14 protein-coding genes, 2 tRNA genes and 1 pseudogene are annotated in these 15,768 nt (G+C 67.7%); 6 read left to right on the forward strand and 11 right to left on the reverse strand.

Annotation, left to right across the window (positions count from 1 at the left end; genetic code table 11):
* Window positions 1-62: 62 nt before the first annotated feature.
* Together Q0863_RS14370 and Q0863_RS14375 are read left to right on the forward strand one after the other, a co-directional pair.
* Window positions 63-380 (forward strand): hypothetical protein, encoded by a 318-nt coding sequence (locus tag Q0863_RS14370; RefSeq protein WP_298579816.1) that lies wholly within the window; start codon window positions 63-65, stop codon window positions 378-380.
* A gap of 13 nt (window positions 381-393) precedes the next feature.
* The gene (locus tag Q0863_RS14375; protein ID WP_298579819.1) at window positions 394-918 is read left to right on the forward strand and encodes a hypothetical protein; all 525 of its coding nucleotides are present in this window, start codon (window positions 394-396) and stop codon (window positions 916-918) included.
* A 22-nt stretch (window positions 919-940) separates the two neighbouring features.
* On the opposite strand, the gene Q0863_RS14380 is transcribed toward Q0863_RS14375, so the two are convergent.
* Window positions 941-1,387, reverse strand: coding sequence for a hypothetical protein (locus Q0863_RS14380; RefSeq protein ID WP_298579822.1), 447 nt, complete (start codon window positions 1,385-1,387; stop codon window positions 941-943).
* 1,383 nt (window positions 1,388-2,770) lie between these two features.
* Here Q0863_RS14380 and Q0863_RS14385 point away from each other — a divergent pair.
* Both Q0863_RS14385 and Q0863_RS14390 read left to right on the forward strand, forming a co-directional pair.
* A tRNA-Ala gene (locus Q0863_RS14385) sits at window positions 2,771-2,846 on the forward strand.
* A gap of 48 nt (window positions 2,847-2,894) precedes the next feature.
* Window positions 2,895-2,970: transfer RNA gene (locus Q0863_RS14390), tRNA-Glu, on the forward strand.
* A 135-nt stretch (window positions 2,971-3,105) separates the two neighbouring features.
* Here Q0863_RS14390 and Q0863_RS14395 read toward each other — a convergent pair.
* Window positions 3,106-3,600 (reverse strand): DUF1249 domain-containing protein, encoded by a 495-nt coding sequence (locus Q0863_RS14395; protein WP_298579825.1) that lies wholly within the window; start codon window positions 3,598-3,600, stop codon window positions 3,106-3,108.
* Window positions 3,601-3,806: 206 nt separating this feature from the next.
* Complete coding sequence (locus Q0863_RS14400; protein WP_298579829.1) at window positions 3,807-4,628, reverse strand: pyruvate, water dikinase regulatory protein; 822 nt, start codon at window positions 4,626-4,628, stop codon at window positions 3,807-3,809.
* 117 nt (window positions 4,629-4,745) lie between these two features.
* Here Q0863_RS14400 and ppsA point away from each other — a divergent pair, with 117 nt between their 5' ends.
* The gene (ppsA, locus tag Q0863_RS14405) at window positions 4,746-7,157 is read left to right on the forward strand and encodes a phosphoenolpyruvate synthase (protein ID WP_298579832.1); all 2,412 of its coding nucleotides are present in this window, start codon (window positions 4,746-4,748) and stop codon (window positions 7,155-7,157) included.
* A gap of 72 nt (window positions 7,158-7,229) precedes the next feature.
* Here the strand turns inward: ppsA and Q0863_RS14410 are convergent, their stop codons facing one another.
* Together Q0863_RS14410 and orn are read right to left on the reverse strand one after the other, a co-directional pair.
* A complete protein-coding gene (locus tag Q0863_RS14410; RefSeq protein ID WP_298579835.1) occupies window positions 7,230-8,087 on the reverse strand; it encodes an EcsC family protein in 858 nt (285 codons plus the stop codon).
* Between the two features lie 55 nt (window positions 8,088-8,142).
* Window positions 8,143-8,724 carry an oligoribonuclease gene (gene orn / locus Q0863_RS14415; RefSeq protein WP_298580249.1) on the reverse strand — a complete coding sequence of 194 codons (582 nt, stop codon included), beginning with the start codon at window positions 8,722-8,724 and terminating at the stop codon, window positions 8,143-8,145.
* A 64-nt stretch (window positions 8,725-8,788) separates the two neighbouring features.
* Here orn and Q0863_RS14420 point away from each other — a divergent pair, with 64 nt between their 5' ends.
* Window positions 8,789-9,259, forward strand: coding sequence for a DUF2721 domain-containing protein (locus Q0863_RS14420; RefSeq protein WP_298579838.1), 471 nt, complete (start codon window positions 8,789-8,791; stop codon window positions 9,257-9,259).
* A 99-nt stretch (window positions 9,260-9,358) separates the two neighbouring features.
* Here the strand turns inward: Q0863_RS14420 and tadA are convergent, their stop codons facing one another.
* The 6 genes and pseudogenes from tadA to Q0863_RS14450 all read right to left on the reverse strand — a co-directional run bounded on the left by tadA (window position 9,359) and on the right by Q0863_RS14450 (window position 15,766).
* A complete protein-coding gene (gene tadA / locus Q0863_RS14425; protein WP_298580254.1) occupies window positions 9,359-9,880 on the reverse strand; it encodes a tRNA adenosine(34) deaminase TadA in 522 nt (173 codons plus the stop codon).
* A gap of 63 nt (window positions 9,881-9,943) precedes the next feature.
* Window positions 9,944-10,381: pseudogene (locus tag Q0863_RS14430) on the reverse strand (GNAT family N-acetyltransferase); the annotation flags it as partial.
* On the reverse strand, window positions 10,381-11,367 hold the full coding sequence (locus tag Q0863_RS14435; protein ID WP_298579841.1) for an aldo/keto reductase: 987 nt from the start codon (window positions 11,365-11,367) through the stop codon (window positions 10,381-10,383). The gene Q0863_RS14435 and the pseudogene Q0863_RS14430, both read right to left, overlap by 1 nt.
* A 135-nt stretch (window positions 11,368-11,502) precedes the next feature.
* Window positions 11,503-13,131 carry a glutamine-hydrolyzing GMP synthase gene (guaA, locus tag Q0863_RS14440; protein ID WP_298579844.1) on the reverse strand — a complete coding sequence of 543 codons (1,629 nt, stop codon included), beginning with the start codon at window positions 13,129-13,131 and terminating at the stop codon, window positions 11,503-11,505.
* A 66-nt stretch (window positions 13,132-13,197) separates the two neighbouring features.
* Entirely contained in the window at window positions 13,198-14,655 is a 1,458-nt protein-coding gene (guaB, locus tag Q0863_RS14445) for an IMP dehydrogenase (RefSeq protein ID WP_298579846.1), read from the reverse strand.
* A gap of 136 nt (window positions 14,656-14,791) precedes the next feature.
* Complete coding sequence (locus tag Q0863_RS14450) at window positions 14,792-15,766, reverse strand: cytochrome c oxidase assembly protein (RefSeq protein WP_298579849.1); 975 nt, start codon at window positions 15,764-15,766, stop codon at window positions 14,792-14,794.
* Window positions 15,767-15,768 lie beyond the last annotated feature (2 nt).

Here is a 15,768-nt window from a genome sequence, read left to right on the forward strand (position 1 = left end):
CGAGGCTACGGGGTCGACCCGGAGGTGCGTAAATCTGGGTGTCGCCTTAGAGGCAAATTAGGGTGTCGCCTTACAGCAAGGACTTCAAGAGCCAGCTGAAGGAGCTCGAGAAGGAATCTGTGGCGGCCGAACGAGCGCACCTCAAGGCAGTCGAGCAGGGCAGCGCCAAAGCTGCCGACGCCATCCGCCAGGCCGAGATCCAGCGGGCGCGGGCCGACGCGCTTGAGCAACAACTGATCAGGCTCCGAGATCTACCCGCAGCCTTGGAGGCGACGCTACGCCGTTCCGCGCGCCCGGCGGCGAAGGCCCGCAAAACTGCCGCAGAGAAGGTGGTCCGCAGATCGACCGATCGCGCTAAAGTCCCTGCCGGAAGCCAGTAGGAACTAGGCCTGCATGAAACACGCCGATTTCACCATCGGGATGGCGTTTGAAACGTCCACAGGTCAGCGCTGGCGCTGTACCGACGTCAGCAGACGTACGATCACAGCCATCGAACTTGCACCCGATTTGGATTTGGCTTGGTTCAATGGGCCCCCTTATTCGGTCTCGGAAGTCGTGTTCGATGAAGTGGACATCGCTCGGGCATTTCGCAGTCAGGAAGAAGCCATTCGCGATGCCCTCGCGGAAGCGAAGAATGCTGTACATCCCGGCTACCCCCACGAGGTTGTTGATCGGATGATGAAGGCGCGGTTTCCCGAAGAGGCTCGCCGTTATCCCCATCCGCGACTGCTGCGCGTTGACCGAGTCGATGCTGACGGTGAGATCCTGCATCCGTACGCGGCGGAGGCGACGCACGATGGTTGGCAGATCCTGCTGTATGCGCCGTTCACGGAAACTTTCAGCGCGCTACCGGAGTCGGACTTCCTCCGCCTGCGGTCGGCAAGCCGAGACGACCTCCTTGCGCGAAAGCATCGCTGAAACCGTGGCTTCTTCGGATTGCTCAGAATCCGCCTAGATTGCCCTCTTCAATGTACTCAACACGCGCGGCTTCAAGAACGGCTTTCGGATCGTGCTGCAGCACGTCAGCAGGGCATTCGCCGTTGAGAAGTACGTGCCCGGACAGGAACCACTCAACTTCACCCCAGCCTGTGGTGCGCCCTTCCTTGTCCAGATACGGGCCGTCTTCGCGAATGATGCTCAGAATCTCAGCGAAATGAGACACAGGTTGCCCATCTGGCTGAAACTGCCAGACCGGGTATCTGAAGTGGTGATGCGGCTCGGTCAAGTACACGCCCAGCAGTTGGCCAGACTTGCGTTGCTCCGTGGCATGCGGGCCCACCTGGGCTGCTGTTGGCCACCGATTGGAGAGTTCCACGCGCTTCGCGGCAGCCGCTTCCAGCATCTCAGAGATTGATGAATGACTAGGCTGTTCTGAATCAGAGTTCATGGATCAGCTCCCAAACGATGGACTCGCATCAGTGTGGCAGCGAATTATGGTCCAATCGATTGGGTACGGTTGGCGCATGTGCTAGGGAGACTTCGACGCGTACAACACTCGCAGCTCGGTATGTATCAGTTTTACTTGTCCCGGCTCTTGACCGCATGCGCTGGAGGGTTGTCGCACGTGCGGGCAAGAAACAGCGGGATCGGTGCACACCGAAATCTACGGAAGTCGCAAGAGTGCACAAACCTTTGTACGGTAGAAATTTGGATGTACACCAAAAGTGTTCACGCGGTACACCAAAGAGTGCGGTGCCCAAGCCGCAGTGCGCTGGGGTCGCGGGCGGGGACGATTGAGCGTGGCGGTCGGAGGATGGGGAGACGTGAGCGCGCCAGCTGGGGAGGGTTAACGCATGTACTGTGGATCCTTCGACGCATCTAATACCTGTACTGGGAATGCTTCGACGCGCCTAGCATCAATCTCTGTACCCCCAAGAATGCGCAAGGTTCCGGTTGGTGCCCACATCAGTGCGGACCTCCATCCGATGTACCCACTGGAGTGTGTGATTTGTACCCTAAATGTGCAGAGTCAGGCCCCACTTGAGTGCGGTGCCCAGCAAGGTTCGCGCATGTATAGGGGTTACTTCGCGGCGTACAACACGCGCACAACTAGAGTTCCAACGCTTGGGGGGCAGTTTGAACGGGCGATCTGCGACGCGGGGACGGTTTCTCAAGCTATCTATCACTTGGGGGCGCTTGTCTGAAGATGCCCGAGTGAGTGTCTGAAGCCCCGGGGGTGATTCAAGTTCGTCAGACAGGGACAAGCCGCCGTACGACGACGACACAGGTCAAAACGAGGTCAGAACGGGCAAGGCTGCCTTGGAATTGCGGATCTCCAATTTCGCATACTGCATCTTATGTAAAGAACAGCCCATTCGAACGGGCCCGGGCACGATGTCATTCCACCGGCCCCTCGGGACGGCGCGCAACAGCGCGCCCCAAGCAACACTGCACGCACCTCGCGACACGTCTATGACGCCCGACACCGCAGCTTTCATTCGAATCCACTGTCGAGGTTCGTTCCAATGTAGCTGCGAATGTCATCGCCTGGCCATGCGCACACAGTCCCACGCCGCGGTGGCTGACGCCCGCTGGCCTCGGTGACCGACATTTGCTGCGATCAGATCGCACCGTCTTCGACGCCAGGAGCCCAACCGGTTGGCGGGTCACGCGCGGACGGTCTCCGCGCAGCTCCATTGCGCCTCGACGCTGTCCAGCGGCGCTGCAACTGAACCGTCGCGACCCGGAATGCCCGTCGTGCGATCCGATCGTTCAAGACTGTTGACGGACTTCGCGGGCGCCCCTACAATTTCGCGCTTTCCAGCCCCGTGGGGCCATAGCTCAGCTGGGAGAGCGCCTGCATGGCATGCAGGAGGTCGGCGGTTCGATCCCGCCTGGCTCCACCACGTTTCCGCTGCAAAGGCCGCAGGGAAACAGGCAACAGGTTTTACAGCGTCCCCATCGTCTAGAGGCCTAGGACATTACCCTTTCACGGTAGCGACCGGGGTTCGAATCCCCGTGGGGACGCCACTTTTCGATGGGCCCGGAGAAATCCGGGCCCATTTTTTTATTTCGTCGATCGGGCTCGGAGCTTGCCTTCGCGGCCGCATCTGGCATCACCGGCAACCGGCGCGCCACTGCCAGCCGCGACTCCCGGGCCGGGGCTCAGTTCGCGTTTGCTTCGGCGACGGCTTCCGCCGGCACAGGCCGCAGCGTGGCCACGCCATGGCCGCTTTCGGCCAGGTATTGCAGCCACTTGCCGAGGAAGGTGTTCATCCGCATGCGGTGGCCCAGCACTTCTGCCGCGGGCGGGTACATGCCGATCACGTCCTGCCAGCGCCGGCCCACGTAGCAATGCGTGGCCTCGGCCTGCCGCGCGTCGCGGTACAGGCGCAGGAAGGCGGACGGGTCCGGCTCGCCGGTGAGCGGGTCGCGCACGGTGTAGGTCAGGCGCAGCTCGGTGGTGTAGGCGTGCTGCTCGAGCACGTCCAGCTGCACGTCCAGTCCGTTGCCGATGCTCGACACGTAGCGCCCCACGGCCAGGTCGGCGGGTTCGAACAGGCGCGTCATGCGCTGGAAGTTCTCCGCGTACAGCGCCATCAGCCAGCCGAAACGGCCGAGCCGGGGGATCTGCGAACTGCGTGCGACGACCTGGTGCATGCATCGATCCTACACGCTGGCGCCGTGCGCGGGCAGGATTGAAGATTCAGCGCGAAGCCCCTACGTTAAGGGAGTTCCGCGTGCGGACGAGGCGCCGGACGGACGTGGAATCCGGGCCGATCACTGCGCCGCACCGTCCCGAACCCGGATCCACCGACCGCAGCTTCCCGGCGGCCGGTCGCCGCGAGCGCAGGCGCCCTCCCCCGTCAGTACATGACCCGCTGGAGGCCCAGGGTCGACATCACCTTGCTGGAGATTTCCTCGATCGAAACGTGCGTGGTGCTGAGCACCGGAATGCGCTCGGCGCGGAACAGCTTCTCCGCGGCCAGCACTTCGCTCCGGCAGGTCTCCAGGTCCGCGTACTTCGAGCCGGGCCGGCGCTCCTGGCGGATCTGCTGCAGCCGCGTCGGATCGATGGTGAGTCCGAACAGCTTGGAGCGGTGCGCGCGCAGGCGGGGCGGCAGGCGGTCGTGCTCCAGGTCCTCGTCGGTGAGCGGATAGTTGGCCGCGGCCACGCCGTGGTGGAGGGCCAGGTAGATGCAGGTGGGGGTCTTGCCTGCCCGAGACACGGCGACCAGGATCACGTCGGCCAGGTCGTAGTTGATCGACATGCCGTCGTCGTGCGCGAGCGCGAAGTTCATGGCGTTGATGCGGCGATGGTAGGTCTCGAAGTCGACCATCCCGTGCGCCTGTCCGACCTTGGCCTGGCGCTGCTCGCCGAGTTCGGACTCGAGGCGCTCGATGAACGGCTCGAACACGTCCAGCATCAGCGCGCCGCTATGGGCCAGCGCGGCGGAGATGTCCGGATTGACCGACGAGTTGATCACGATCGGGCGCTGGCCCTGGGCCTCGCCTGCCACGCGGATGCGTTCGGCCACCTCGAGCGCGCGCTCGACGCTGTCGACGAATGGGATCCGGCTGGTGTTGAACTGCATCCCGCCGAACTGGGTGAGGAGGCTGTGGCCGATGGTCTCGGCGGTGATACCGGTCCCATCGGATACATAGAACACGAGTCTGGTCGTTGACAACGCTGTCTCCCTGGGCGCGGACGTCTGTGGCGGCCGATGTGGGCGCTAAAATAGCGTCTTTTCGACCGGGCGCCGCCCGGTCCTTTCGTCTTTCGCCACGCTTTCGGGAGTTCCGCCTTGAACCAGCCCACACAGCAGCCGTCCGGATCGACGGCCAACATCCTCTGGCTGCACGATCTGCGGCTGACCGACCTGGCCCAGGTGGGCGGCAAGAACTCCTCGCTGGGCGAGATGATCGGCCAGCTGTCCGGCCTGGGGGTGTCCGTGCCCGGCGGCTTCGCGACCACGGCCGAGGCCTTCAAGGCCTTCATCGCATTCAACACGCTGCACCAGCGCATCTTCGACCGGCTGGCGCCGCTGGACGTCGAAGACGTGGCCGCACTCACCGCCGCCGGTGGCGAGATCCGCGGCTGGGTGATCGACGCCCCGCTGCAGCCCGAACTCGACGCCGACATCCGCCATGCCTACGCGAAGCTGTGCGCGGACAACGGCGGCGGCGAAGTCGCGGTGGCGGTGCGCTCCTCGGCCACCGCCGAGGACCTGCCCGATGCGTCGTTCGCTGGCCAGCAGGAAACCTTCCTCAACGTCACCGGTGCCGACGATGTCGTGCGCAAGGTCAAGGAAGTCTTCGCCAGCCTCTACAACGACCGCGCGATCGCCTACCGCGTGCACCACGGCTTCAAGCACGAGGACGTGTTCCTCTCCGCCGGCGTGCAGCTGATGGTGCGTTCGGACGTCGGCGCCTCGGGCGTGCTGTTCACGCTGGACACCGAGTCGGGCTTCCGCGACGTGGTGTTCGTGACCTCGAGCTTCGGCCTCGGCGAGATGGTCGTGCAGGGCGCGGTCAATCCCGACGAGTTCTATGTCTACAAGCCCACGCTCAAGGCCGGCAAGCCGGCCATCCTGCGCCGCTCGATCGGCGCCAAGCAGCTGCGCATGGTCTATTCCGACCGGCCCGGCGAGCGCGTGCGCACCGAGGACACGCCGGCTGAGCTGCGCCGCACGTTCTCGATTTCCGATGCCGACGTGCACGAGCTGTCGAAGCAGGCGCTGGTGATCGAGCAGCACTACGGGCGACCGATGGACATCGAGTGGGCCAAGGACGGCGTCAGCGGCAAGCTGTTCATCGTCCAGGCGCGGCCGGAGACGGTGAAGTCGCGCGCCAAGGCCACCCAGATCGAGCGCTATGCGCTGGAGCGGCGTGGCGATGTGATCGCCGAAGGCCGCGCCATCGGCCAGAAGATCGGCAGCGGCGTGGCGCGCGTGGTGCGCAGCCTCGACGACATGGCCCGTGTGCAGCCGGGAGACGTGCTGGTGGCGGACATGACCGACCCCGACTGGGAGCCGGTGATGAAGCGTTCGTCCGCCATCGTCACCAACCGCGGCGGGCGCACCTGCCACGCCGCGATCATCGCCCGCGAACTGGGCGTGCCGGCCGTGGTCGGCACCGGCAATGCGCTCGATGCGATCGAGGACGGCAAGGAAGTCACCGTCAGCTGCGCCGAGGGCGACACCGGCTTCATCTATGGCGGCGCCCTGCCCTTCGAGCGCATCACCACCGACCTGACCTCGATGCCCGAGGCGCCGCTCAAGATCATGATGAACGTCGCCAACCCCGAGCGCGCGTTCGACTTCGGCCAGCTGCCGAATGCAGGCATCGGCCTGGCGCGCCTGGAGATGATCATCGCCGCGCACATCGGCGTGCATCCCAATGCGCTGCTGGAGTACGACCGCCAGGATGCGGAGACCAGGCGGAAGATCGACGAGAAGACCGCCGGGTATGCCTCTCCGGTGGATTTCTACGTGGGCCGCCTCGCCGAGGGCATCGCCACCCTCACCGCCTCGGTCGCGCCCCACCCGGTGATCGTGCGCCTGTCGGACTTCAAGTCCAACGAGTACGCCAACCTGATCGGCGGCTCCAACTACGAGCCGCACGAGGAGAACCCGATGATCGGCTTCCGCGGCGCCAGCCGCTACGTCGATCCGTCGTTCGCCAAGGCCTTCGCGCTGGAGTGCCGCGCGGTGCTGCGCGTGCGCAACGAGATGGGCCTGGACAACCTCTGGGTCATGATCCCCTTCGTGCGCACGCTCGAGGAAGGCCGCAAGGTGGTCGAAGTGCTGGCCGAGAACGGACTGCGCCAGGGCGAGAACGGCCTGAAGATCATCATGATGTGCGAGGTGCCGTCGAACGCGCTGCTGGCCGACGAGTTCCTGGACATCTTCGACGGCTTCTCGATCGGCTCCAACGACCTGACCCAGCTCACCCTGGGCCTGGACCGCGACTCCTCGATCGTGGCGCACCTGTTCGACGAGCGGAACCCGGCGGTCAAGAAGCTGCTGTCGATGGCGATCAAGGCCGCCCGCGCCAAGGGCAAGTACGTGGGCATCTGCGGACAGGGCCCGAGCGACCATCCGGACCTGGCGCAGTGGCTGATGGAGGAAGGCATCGAGTCGGTGTCGCTGAACCCCGACACCGTGGTCGACACCTGGCTGAAGCTGGCCAGGTCGAAGGCGAAGGCCGGCGGCTGAGCTGGCGCGCGCCGGAGTTCCCGCGGCCGCGGGTCCGGCGCGCCCTCCCGCCGGCACGCGTCCGCGGCGGGGTCAGCGCCCGCCGTGCGCCGCGATCCGGTTGTAGGCCTCGCGCACGGCCGCTTCGCCGTAGCGCAGTTCCAGGCGCTTGACGATGAAGTGGCCGCGCGCCACGTCCTGGTAGTAGTCGGTGAACATCGTATTGAGCGCCGCGCCGGTCGCGGCGCCGACGATCGGCACCGCCTGGGCCGCGAATTTCTCGGTCACGACCACGCCGAAGCGGCTGGCCACCTTCTCCACGAGCTTGGCCAGCCATTTGCCCGTTTCCTTCGAGCCGATCCCGCCGGTGAGGCCGTGGCCGGCGAGGCTCCGGCCGGCCAGTTCGGCGGACAGATGGCGCATCACGTCGGCGGTGAAGCCGCGCGCGAGGTAGTAGCCGGTTTCGCTGGCGTCGTCCTTGCCGGACTTGCCGCCCAGCGCGAACACTTCCAGGCAGGCGTGCCGCGTAGCCGGATCGGACAGGTCGCGACCTTCGCTGCGGGCCACGTCGGCCACCGCGCGCATCATGATCGTGGTCGACACCGGCAGTTCCAGGAACAGCGCGGTGAAGCCGAACGCGCCGCCGACCGCGCCCGTGGTGGCCGCGGCCAGCTTGTGCCAGCGCGTGGACGCGCTCCGACCGGGGCGGTTCTCCATGCTCAACAGCGCGGCCTGGGCCGAGCGGTACAGCGCAGCCTCCACCGCGCCATGGATGCGTCCGGACACCGATGCCGGCAACGCGCGCACCGCGAACTCGAGCGGCGTACCGACCAGGTTGGCCATGCGCGCGGTGATCGTGGGCGCTTCCAGCAGGGCCACCGCACGTTGCAGGTCGGCGCGGTCCAGGGTCGCGGCGGACAGGCCTTCGGCCGGTTCGATCATCTGGTTCATGACGCGATGCTAGCGCCCCCGCGGGCTGCGCTGCAGCCCCGTCGAGCGTCGCGGTTCAGCCCTGCGCGGGCTGTCCCGACAGCGGCCCCATGTGGCGACGGTAGTGGCGCAGTTCCTCGATCGAGTCGTGCACGTCGCTCAGCGCGGTGTGGGCGGCGGCCTTCCTGACGCCGGTCAGCACCTGCGGCGCCCAGCGGCGGGCGAGCTCCTTGAGCGTGCTCACGTCGAGGTTGCGGTAGTGGAAGAAGCGTTCCAGCTCCGGCATCTCCCGGTGCAGGAAGCGGCGATCCTGGCAGATCGAGTTGCCGCACATCGGCGATTGCTTCGGCCCCAGCCACTCCTGCAGGAAAGCCAGCGTGCGCTGCTCGGCTTCCGCCAGCGGCACGCCCTCTTCCAGCACCCGTCGCCACAGCCCCGACTTGCCGTGCTGGTTGCGGTTCCATTCGTCCATGGCCTCGAGCGCTGCCAGCGGCTGCGCGATCGCGAGGGCCGGGCCTTCGGCGAGTACGTTGAGGCCGGCATCGGTGACGACGGTAGCGATCTCCAGGATCGAGTCGCGATCGGTATCCAGGCCGGTCATCTCCAGGTCGATCCAGACCAGCCGGCCTGCACCCTGGGTATTGTCGTGCGATGCCATGCGCTCGCGGAGGTAGTCGGGACGCGGCATCATAACCTGCCGCCCTCCCCCGCCCCGAGCCGCCATGCCCTCCAACGCTTCGCTGGCCCACTACGCGATCCTCACCGCCATGCTGGCGCCCGCGTTCTTCCTGACCGCGACGGCGGCGCTGCTGGCGTCGGCGAATGCGCGTCTGGCGCGCATCATCGACCGCGCGCGCCAGCTGCTGAAGGATCTTGCGGAGATCGAGGACGCCACCGAGCGCGCGGTCCTGGAGCGCCGCATTTCGGTGCAGCGCCGGCGCAGCCAGATCATCCTGCGCGCCAGCCAGCTGCTGTACGTGGCGATCAGCTGCTTCGTGGGCACCAGCCTGCTGGTGGCCGGCGATTCGTTCTTCGATCACGTGTTCGGGCAGGGGCCCACGATCATGGCGGTGCTGGGCGTGCTGTCGATGTTCGGATCGAGCCTGCTGCTGGCGAGCGAGGCGTCGATGGCGGTGCGGGCGGTCAACGACGAGATGGACGACCGCCACCGCCTGGCGAACCGCGGCACGTAGTCGCAGGCTGGCCGGCGGTCCGGATTGGCGGCCGGCAGGCCGGCGAGGCGTGCGCGCGCTGTCATGCGCCCGCCCGGCGACAGCACCCGGCCGCATCCGCTACAGCGGCGGCTTGCCCCGTTTGGCGCGGAAGTAGTTGGACAGCCGGCGCCCCGCTTCCTCGCCCAGCAGGCCGCCCTGCACCGCGATGCGATGGTTGTGCCGCGGGTCGGCGACCAGGTCGAAGACGCTGCCGCAGGCGCCGGTCTTGGGATCGGCCGCGCCATAGACCAGGCGCGCGACGCGGGCATGGACCATTGCCATCGCGCACATGGCGCAGGGTTCCAGCGTCACGTACAGCGTGCTGCCGACCAGCCGGTGGTTGCCCAGCGCGCGCCCGGCTGCGCGCAGCGCCACGATCTCGGCGTGCGCGGTGGGGTCGTGGTCGGAGATGTTGCGGTTCCAGCCCTCGCCCAGGAGTGCGCCCTCGGCCGACACCAGCACCGCGCCGACCGGGATCTCGTCGTCCTCCTGGTGCGCACGTTCGCCAAGGGCCAGCGCATGGCGCATCCAGCGTTCGTCGGTCGCCGGATCGATCGCCAGTGGTCCGGGCGCCTCACGCGCGTCCAGCAGCTTCCACATCACCCGCGTCGCCGCCAGCCCGCCGAGCGGTTTGTAGGCGTACTCGGGGATGTCCCCGGCGGCGCGGTAGCCCAGGCGACGGTAGAACGCGATGGCGCCGTCGACCAGCGACGCATCCAGCGTGATCAGCCGCCGGCCGCGATCGCGCGCGCCCTGTTCCAGTGCACCGACCAGGGCCGCGCCGATGCCGCCGCCGCGCGCTGCGGCCGTGGTCATCACCTTGGTCAGCTCGGCGCGGTGCGGCTGGCTGGGCGCGGACACCAGCGCAAGCGTCCCGGTGGCGACCAGCTGCCCGTCGCGCCATGCGCACAGCACGATGCGCTCGCCGCGCGCTGCCGACTGCAGCGCGCCATCCCAGAATGCGCGCGCCTCGGCCATCGCGAGCGGATGCATGAACCCGACCGAGCCGTTCGCGGCCACGGTCTCCACCAGCATGGCCGCCAGTGCGTCGCGATCGTCCTCGCGGGCGAGAACGATGCGCAAGGAACCTGCGTCGTCCATCACCAGCGCTGGTGCACGTACGGCCGGATGTCCTGTTCGTAGATGCGGGCCACCGCGTCCATGGTGGCCTGCGGCAGCGCCGGCAGCTCGGCGGCGGAGATGTTGGCCAGCGCCTGCTGCGGATTGCGCGCACCGGGAATGACCACCGACACCGCCTCGTCCATCAGGATCCAGCGCAGCGCCAGCTGCGCGAGCGTCGCGCCCTCCGGCACCAGCGGGCGCAGCTTCTCCACCGCCGCCAGGCCGACCTCGTAGGGCACGCCCGAGAACGTCTCGCCGACGTCGAAGGCCTCGCCGTGGCGGTTGAACTGGCGATGGTCGTCCGCCTCGAACCGGGTATCGGCGCAGAACTTGCCGCTGAGCAGGCCGCTCGCGAGCGGCACGCGCACGATCACGGCGACGCCTCGCCGCTGCGCCTGCCGGAAGAGCAGCTCCGCGGGTCGCAGGCGGAACATGTTGAAGATGATCTGGACGCTGGCCACACCCGGGTACTCGATCGCCTTGAGCGCTTCCTCTACGCGCTCGACGCTGACGCCGTAGCGCGCGACCTTGCCGCGCTCGACCAGCCGGTCCATGCGCTCGAAGATCTCGGGGTGGTAATAGGCATCGGTGGGCGGGCAGTGCAGCTGCAGCAGGTCGAGCGTGTCGACCTCGAGGTTGCGCAGGCTGCGGTCGATCCAGGCTTCCAGATTCTCAGCGCTGTAGCCCTCCGCCGTCTGCGCCGGCAGGCGCCGGCCGGCCTTGGTGGCGACGAACGGGCGCTCGCCGCCGCGCTCGCCGAGCACGCGCGCGATCAGGCGCTCGGAATGGCCGTCGCCATAGACATCGGCGGTATCGATGAAGTCGAGTCCGGCATCGAGCGCCGCGTGCAGGGCCGCAATGGACTCCGAGTCGTCGACCTTGCCCCACGCCGCGCCGATCGCCCAGGCGCCGAATCCGATCTCGCCCACGTTGCGGCCGGTTCGGCCGAAGGGTCTGCTGCGCATTGGGGTCTCCTCCCGGCGTACGTTGTCAGGGACGCGGCGACAGGGCCTGCGTCGGATGGAAAGGATCCGCGGTGACGGCGAACGGCCGGCGATCATGCACAGCGTCGAACCCGCGCCGGTCCGTTGCCGCCATGCTCACTCCCACTCGATCGTCGCCGGCGGCTTGCCGCTGATGTCGTAGACCACGCGCGAGACGCCGCGCAGTTCGTTGATGATGCGGTTGCTCACCGTGCCGAGGAAGTCGTACGGCAGGTGCGCCCAGTGCGCGGTCATGAAGTCGATGGTTTCGACCGCGCGCAGCGCGATCACCCATTCGTAGGCACGCGCGTCGCCGACCACGCCAACCGACTTGACCGGCAGGAACACCGCGAAGGCCTGCGACGTTCTGTCGTACAGGTCCGCCTTGCGCAGTTCCTCGATGAAGATCGCATCGGCGCGCGCCAGCAGCTCGGCGTATTCGCGCCTGACCTCGCCGAGGATGCGCACGCCAAGGCCCGGGCCGGGGAACGGGTGGCGGTAGACCATGGTGCGCGGCAGGCCGAGCTCCACGCCCAGGCGCCGCACCTCGTCCTTGAACAGTTCGCGCAGCGGTTCGACCAGGCCCAGCTTCATGTGCTCGGGCAGGCCACCGACGTTGTGGTGGCTCTTGATGACGTGCGCCTTGCCGGTGCTGCTGCCGGCCGATTCGATCACGTCCGGGTAGATCGTGCCCTGCGCCAGCCACTTCGCGTTCGCCAGCCTGCCCGCCTGCTCGTCGAAGATCTCGACGAACAGGTTGCCGATGATCTTGCGCTTGGCTTCGGGGTCGGACACGCCTTCGAGCGCCTTGAAGTAGCGATCGGCCGCATCCACGCGGATCACCTTGACGCCCATGTGCTCGGCGAACATCGCCATCACCTGGTCGCCTTCCTGCCAGCGCAGCAGGCCGGTGTCGACGAACACGCAGGTCAGCTGCTCGCCGATGGCCTGATGCAGCAGCGCGGCGACCACGGACGAGTCGACGCCGCCGGACAGGCCGAGGATCACTTCGTCCGACCCCACCTGCTCGCGCACGCGGGCGATCTGGTCGTCGATGATGTTGGCCGCGGTCCACAGCGTCCGGCAGCCGCAGACATCGACCACGAAGCGGCGCAGCAGGGTCTGGCCCTGCAGGGTGTGGGTGACTTCCGGATGGAACTGCACGCCGTACCAGCGCTTGTCCTCGTTGGCCATCGCCGCGACCGGGATGCGGTCGGTGGTGGCGGTGACGCTGAAGCCCGGGGGCACCTTCGCGACATGGTCGCCGTGGCTCATCCACACGTTCAGGCGGCTCGCGCCCGGATGGTCGGTCAGGCCGGAGAACAGCGCGTCGGGCTTGACCACGTCCACCTCGGCGTGGCCAAACTCGCGCTGGTCCGCCGCCTCGGTGGCACCGCCCAGCTGCGCGGCCAGGGTCTGCATCCCGTAGCAGATGCCCAGTATCGGCAGGCCGCTGTCGAACACCTGCTGCGGCGCTGCCGGCGCGCCCGGCAGCGTGGTCGATTCCGGGCCGCCCGAGAGGATGATGCCCTTCGCCCCGAAACCGGCGATCTCGGCCGGATCATGGTCCCAGGCCCAGATCTCGCAATAGACGCCGATCTCGCGGATTCGGCGTGCGATCAGCTGCGTGTACTGCGCGCCGAAGTCGAGGATCAGGATCTTGTCGTCGTGGAGCCGGGATGACCGGCCTTCGGCCGTTGAAGAACTCTCGGGGTTCGGGAGCCCGGATTGGGAAACGCTGGACATGGTCTTGTTGTGCTACCTGCTTGATCGAATCCCGGATCTCGAATTCCGAATGCCGCCAGGGCGGCCTCAGCCGATCTGGTAGTTCGGCGGCTGCTTGGTGATCGTCACGTCGTGCACGTGGCTCTCCCTCTGGCCGGCACCGGTGATGCGCACGAACCTGGGCTGCGTGCGCATGTCCTCGATGCTGGCGCAGCCCACGTAGCCCATGGTGGCGCGCAGGCCACCGGCGAGCTGGTGGATGATGCTGCTGAGCGGACCGCGGTACGGCACGCGGCCTTCGATGCCCTCGGGCACCAGCTTGTCGGCATCGCTCGCATCCTGGAAATAGCGGTCCTTGGACCCCTTCTCCATCGCGCCCAGCGAACCCATGCCGCGATAGCTCTTGTAGCTGCGGCCCTGGAACAGTTCGACCTCGCCCGGCGATTCCTCGGTACCCGCGAACAGTCCGCCGATCATCACCGTGGACGCGCCCGCCACCAGTGCCTTGCCGATGTCGCCCGAATAGCGGATGCCGCCGTCGGCGATCAGCGGGATGCGGTCCTGCAGCGCCTCGGCCACCAGGTCGATGGCGGTGATCTGCGGCACGCCCACGCCCGCCACCACGCGCGTGGTGCAGATCGAACCCGGACCCACGCCGACCTTCACCGCGTCCGCACCCGCGTCCATCAGCGCCAGCGCGGCGTCGCCGGTGACGATGTTGCCTCCGATCACCTGCACGTTCGGGAAGTTCTTCTTGACCCACGCCACGCGGTCGATCACGCCCTGCGAATGCCCGTGCGCGGTATCGACGATCACCACGTCCACGCCGGCGGCGGCCAGCGCCGCGACGCGTTCCTCCGTGTCGCCGCCCGTGCCCACCGCGGCGCCGACCAGCAGCTGCTCGTCGGGGTCGTAGGCGGCGTTGGGGTTGTCGCTCTTCTTCTGGATGTCCTTGACGGTGATCAGGCCGCGCAGTTCGAACGCGTCGTTGACCACCAGCACCTTCTCGATGCGGTGCTTGTGCAGCAGCCCGATGACTTCCTCGTCCGAAGCGCCTTCCTTCACCGTGATCAGGCGATCCTTCTTGGTCATGATGTTCCTGACCGGATCGTCGAGCTTCTTCTCGAAGCGCATGTCGCGGCCGGTGACGATGCCGACCAGTTGCCCGCCGTCGACCACCGGCACGCCGGAGATGTTGCGCGCCCGGGTGAGCTTGAGCACTTCGCCGATCGTGGTCGTGGGCCCGACCGTGAACGGTTCGCGGATCACGCCGGCCTCGAAGTTCTTGACCCGCGAGACCTCGGCCGCCTGCTGCTGCGCGGAGAGGTTCTTGTGGATGATGCCGATGCCGCCGAGCTGGGCCATGGCGATGGCCAGGCGGGCTTCGGTCACCGTGTCCATCGCGGCCGAGACGATCGGCAGCTTGAGCTGGAGCGAGCGCGTGAGGCGGGTGGCGAGGGAGACGTCCTTGGGCAGGACGGTGGAGTGCGCGGGGACGAGCGAAACGTCGTCGTACGTCAGTGCTTCAGCCTGGATGCGGAGCATCGGCAGTCCCGGGAGAGGTGGGGAAGCGCGTCATTATACCGCGCTGCGGCATCGCCGCGCGCCACCGGCGCTGCCCTGCCGGCGCGATCACCGCTCATCCACCCGGGCCGGCCCAGAATGTCGCCCTGCCCCGCCCTTACCGGGCCTGGCGCAGCCGCCCGAACTCCCGCGCCAGCAGCCAGATCGCCCCGGCCAGGTACGGCAGGCAGGACGGCACCCACATGATCAGGCCCGCCAGCTGCTGGTCGGCGAGCACATCTAGGCCCAGCCGCGGCGCGCGTCCGGCATAGAAGGGGTACAGCGCGCGCCGCGAGAACGTCAGCAAGGCACCGAGGAATCCCATCTGCATCATGACCACGACGATGGCGACCGTTCCGGCAAGTGCACCGCCGGCCGCATCGTCGCGCAGGCGCTGCCACAGCAGGGTCCAGAGCCAGAGTCCGGCCGCGAGGAAACTCGCATGCATGAGCCAGTGCACGGCCTCGCTCGCCAGCGCCAGCGCCAGCGCCGCCGGCATGTGCCAGCCCCACATCACCGCCACGTTGGCCAGGGTAGCCGCGGCCAGCGAGCGCAGGGGGGAGATCGCGCAGGCCTGCAGGCCGCGATGCAGTGCGCGCGACCAGTCCGGCGGCAGCGCGGCGGCCAGCGCGGCGCGCGGCCGCGCCGCCAGCAGCAGCGGCGGCGCGACCGCCAGCAGCAGCATGTGCTGGGCCATGTGCGCGGCCAGCGACCACTCGCCCAGTGCATCGAACGGCCACACCCCGGCCAGCAGCAGCGCCAGCATGCCGCTGACGAAGCCCGCCGCTTCGGCCCGTGAGACGCCGCGGCCGGCATGGCCGCCGCGCCACAGCCGCCACAACCCGCGCAGGTACAGTCCGGCGAACAGCGCCAGCGGGACCAGCAGCAGCGGCGACAGCGTCCACGCCGTCGCCAGGTCGGGGACGCCATCGCCGGTCTCGTGGGCCTGCGCCAGGCCCGGTGCGGCGCAGGCGGCGGCCAGCGCCGCCCGTCCGGCAAACAGCGGCGCGGTCGTGGATCTCGAACCGCCGACGCCCACCCTGCCCCACCCGGGCGGACGCGGGCAGTTGCCCTCTCCCGTCACTGGAGCCATCG

The organism is uncultured Luteimonas sp. (genome assembly GCF_947492465.1).
In the GTDB taxonomy this organism is placed as follows: domain Bacteria; phylum Pseudomonadota; class Gammaproteobacteria; order Xanthomonadales; family Xanthomonadaceae; genus Luteimonas.

What these genes read in the sequence shown, in the direction of transcription:
- Q0863_RS14375 (WP_298579819.1), top strand. Translation starts at nt 394, where the DNA reads ATGAAACACGCCGATTTCACCATCGGGATGGCGTTTGAAACGTCCACA.
- Q0863_RS14380 (WP_298579822.1), bottom strand. Translation starts at nt 1,387, where the DNA reads ATGAACTCTGATTCAGAACAGCCTAGTCATTCATCAATCTCTGAGATG.
- Q0863_RS14395 (WP_298579825.1), bottom strand. Translation starts at nt 3,600, where the DNA reads ATGCACCAGGTCGTCGCACGCAGTTCGCAGATCCCCCGGCTCGGCCGT.
- Q0863_RS14410 (WP_298579835.1), bottom strand. Translation starts at nt 8,087, where the DNA reads ATGAACCAGATGATCGAACCGGCCGAAGGCCTGTCCGCCGCGACCCTG.
- orn (WP_298580249.1), bottom strand. Translation starts at nt 8,724, where the DNA reads ATGGCATCGCACGACAATACCCAGGGTGCAGGCCGGCTGGTCTGGATC.
- Q0863_RS14420 (WP_298579838.1), top strand. Translation starts at nt 8,789, where the DNA reads ATGCCCTCCAACGCTTCGCTGGCCCACTACGCGATCCTCACCGCCATG.
- tadA (WP_298580254.1), bottom strand. Translation starts at nt 9,880, where the DNA reads ATGTGGAAGCTGCTGGACGCGCGTGAGGCGCCCGGACCACTGGCGATC.
- Q0863_RS14435 (WP_298579841.1), bottom strand. Translation starts at nt 11,367, where the DNA reads ATGCGCAGCAGACCCTTCGGCCGAACCGGCCGCAACGTGGGCGAGATC.
- guaA (WP_298579844.1), bottom strand. Translation starts at nt 13,131, where the DNA reads ATGTCCAGCGTTTCCCAATCCGGGCTCCCGAACCCCGAGAGTTCTTCA.
- guaB (WP_298579846.1), bottom strand. Translation starts at nt 14,655, where the DNA reads ATGCTCCGCATCCAGGCTGAAGCACTGACGTACGACGACGTTTCGCTC.
- Q0863_RS14450 (WP_298579849.1), bottom strand. Translation starts at nt 15,766, where the DNA reads ATGGCTCCAGTGACGGGAGAGGGCAACTGCCCGCGTCCGCCCGGGTGG.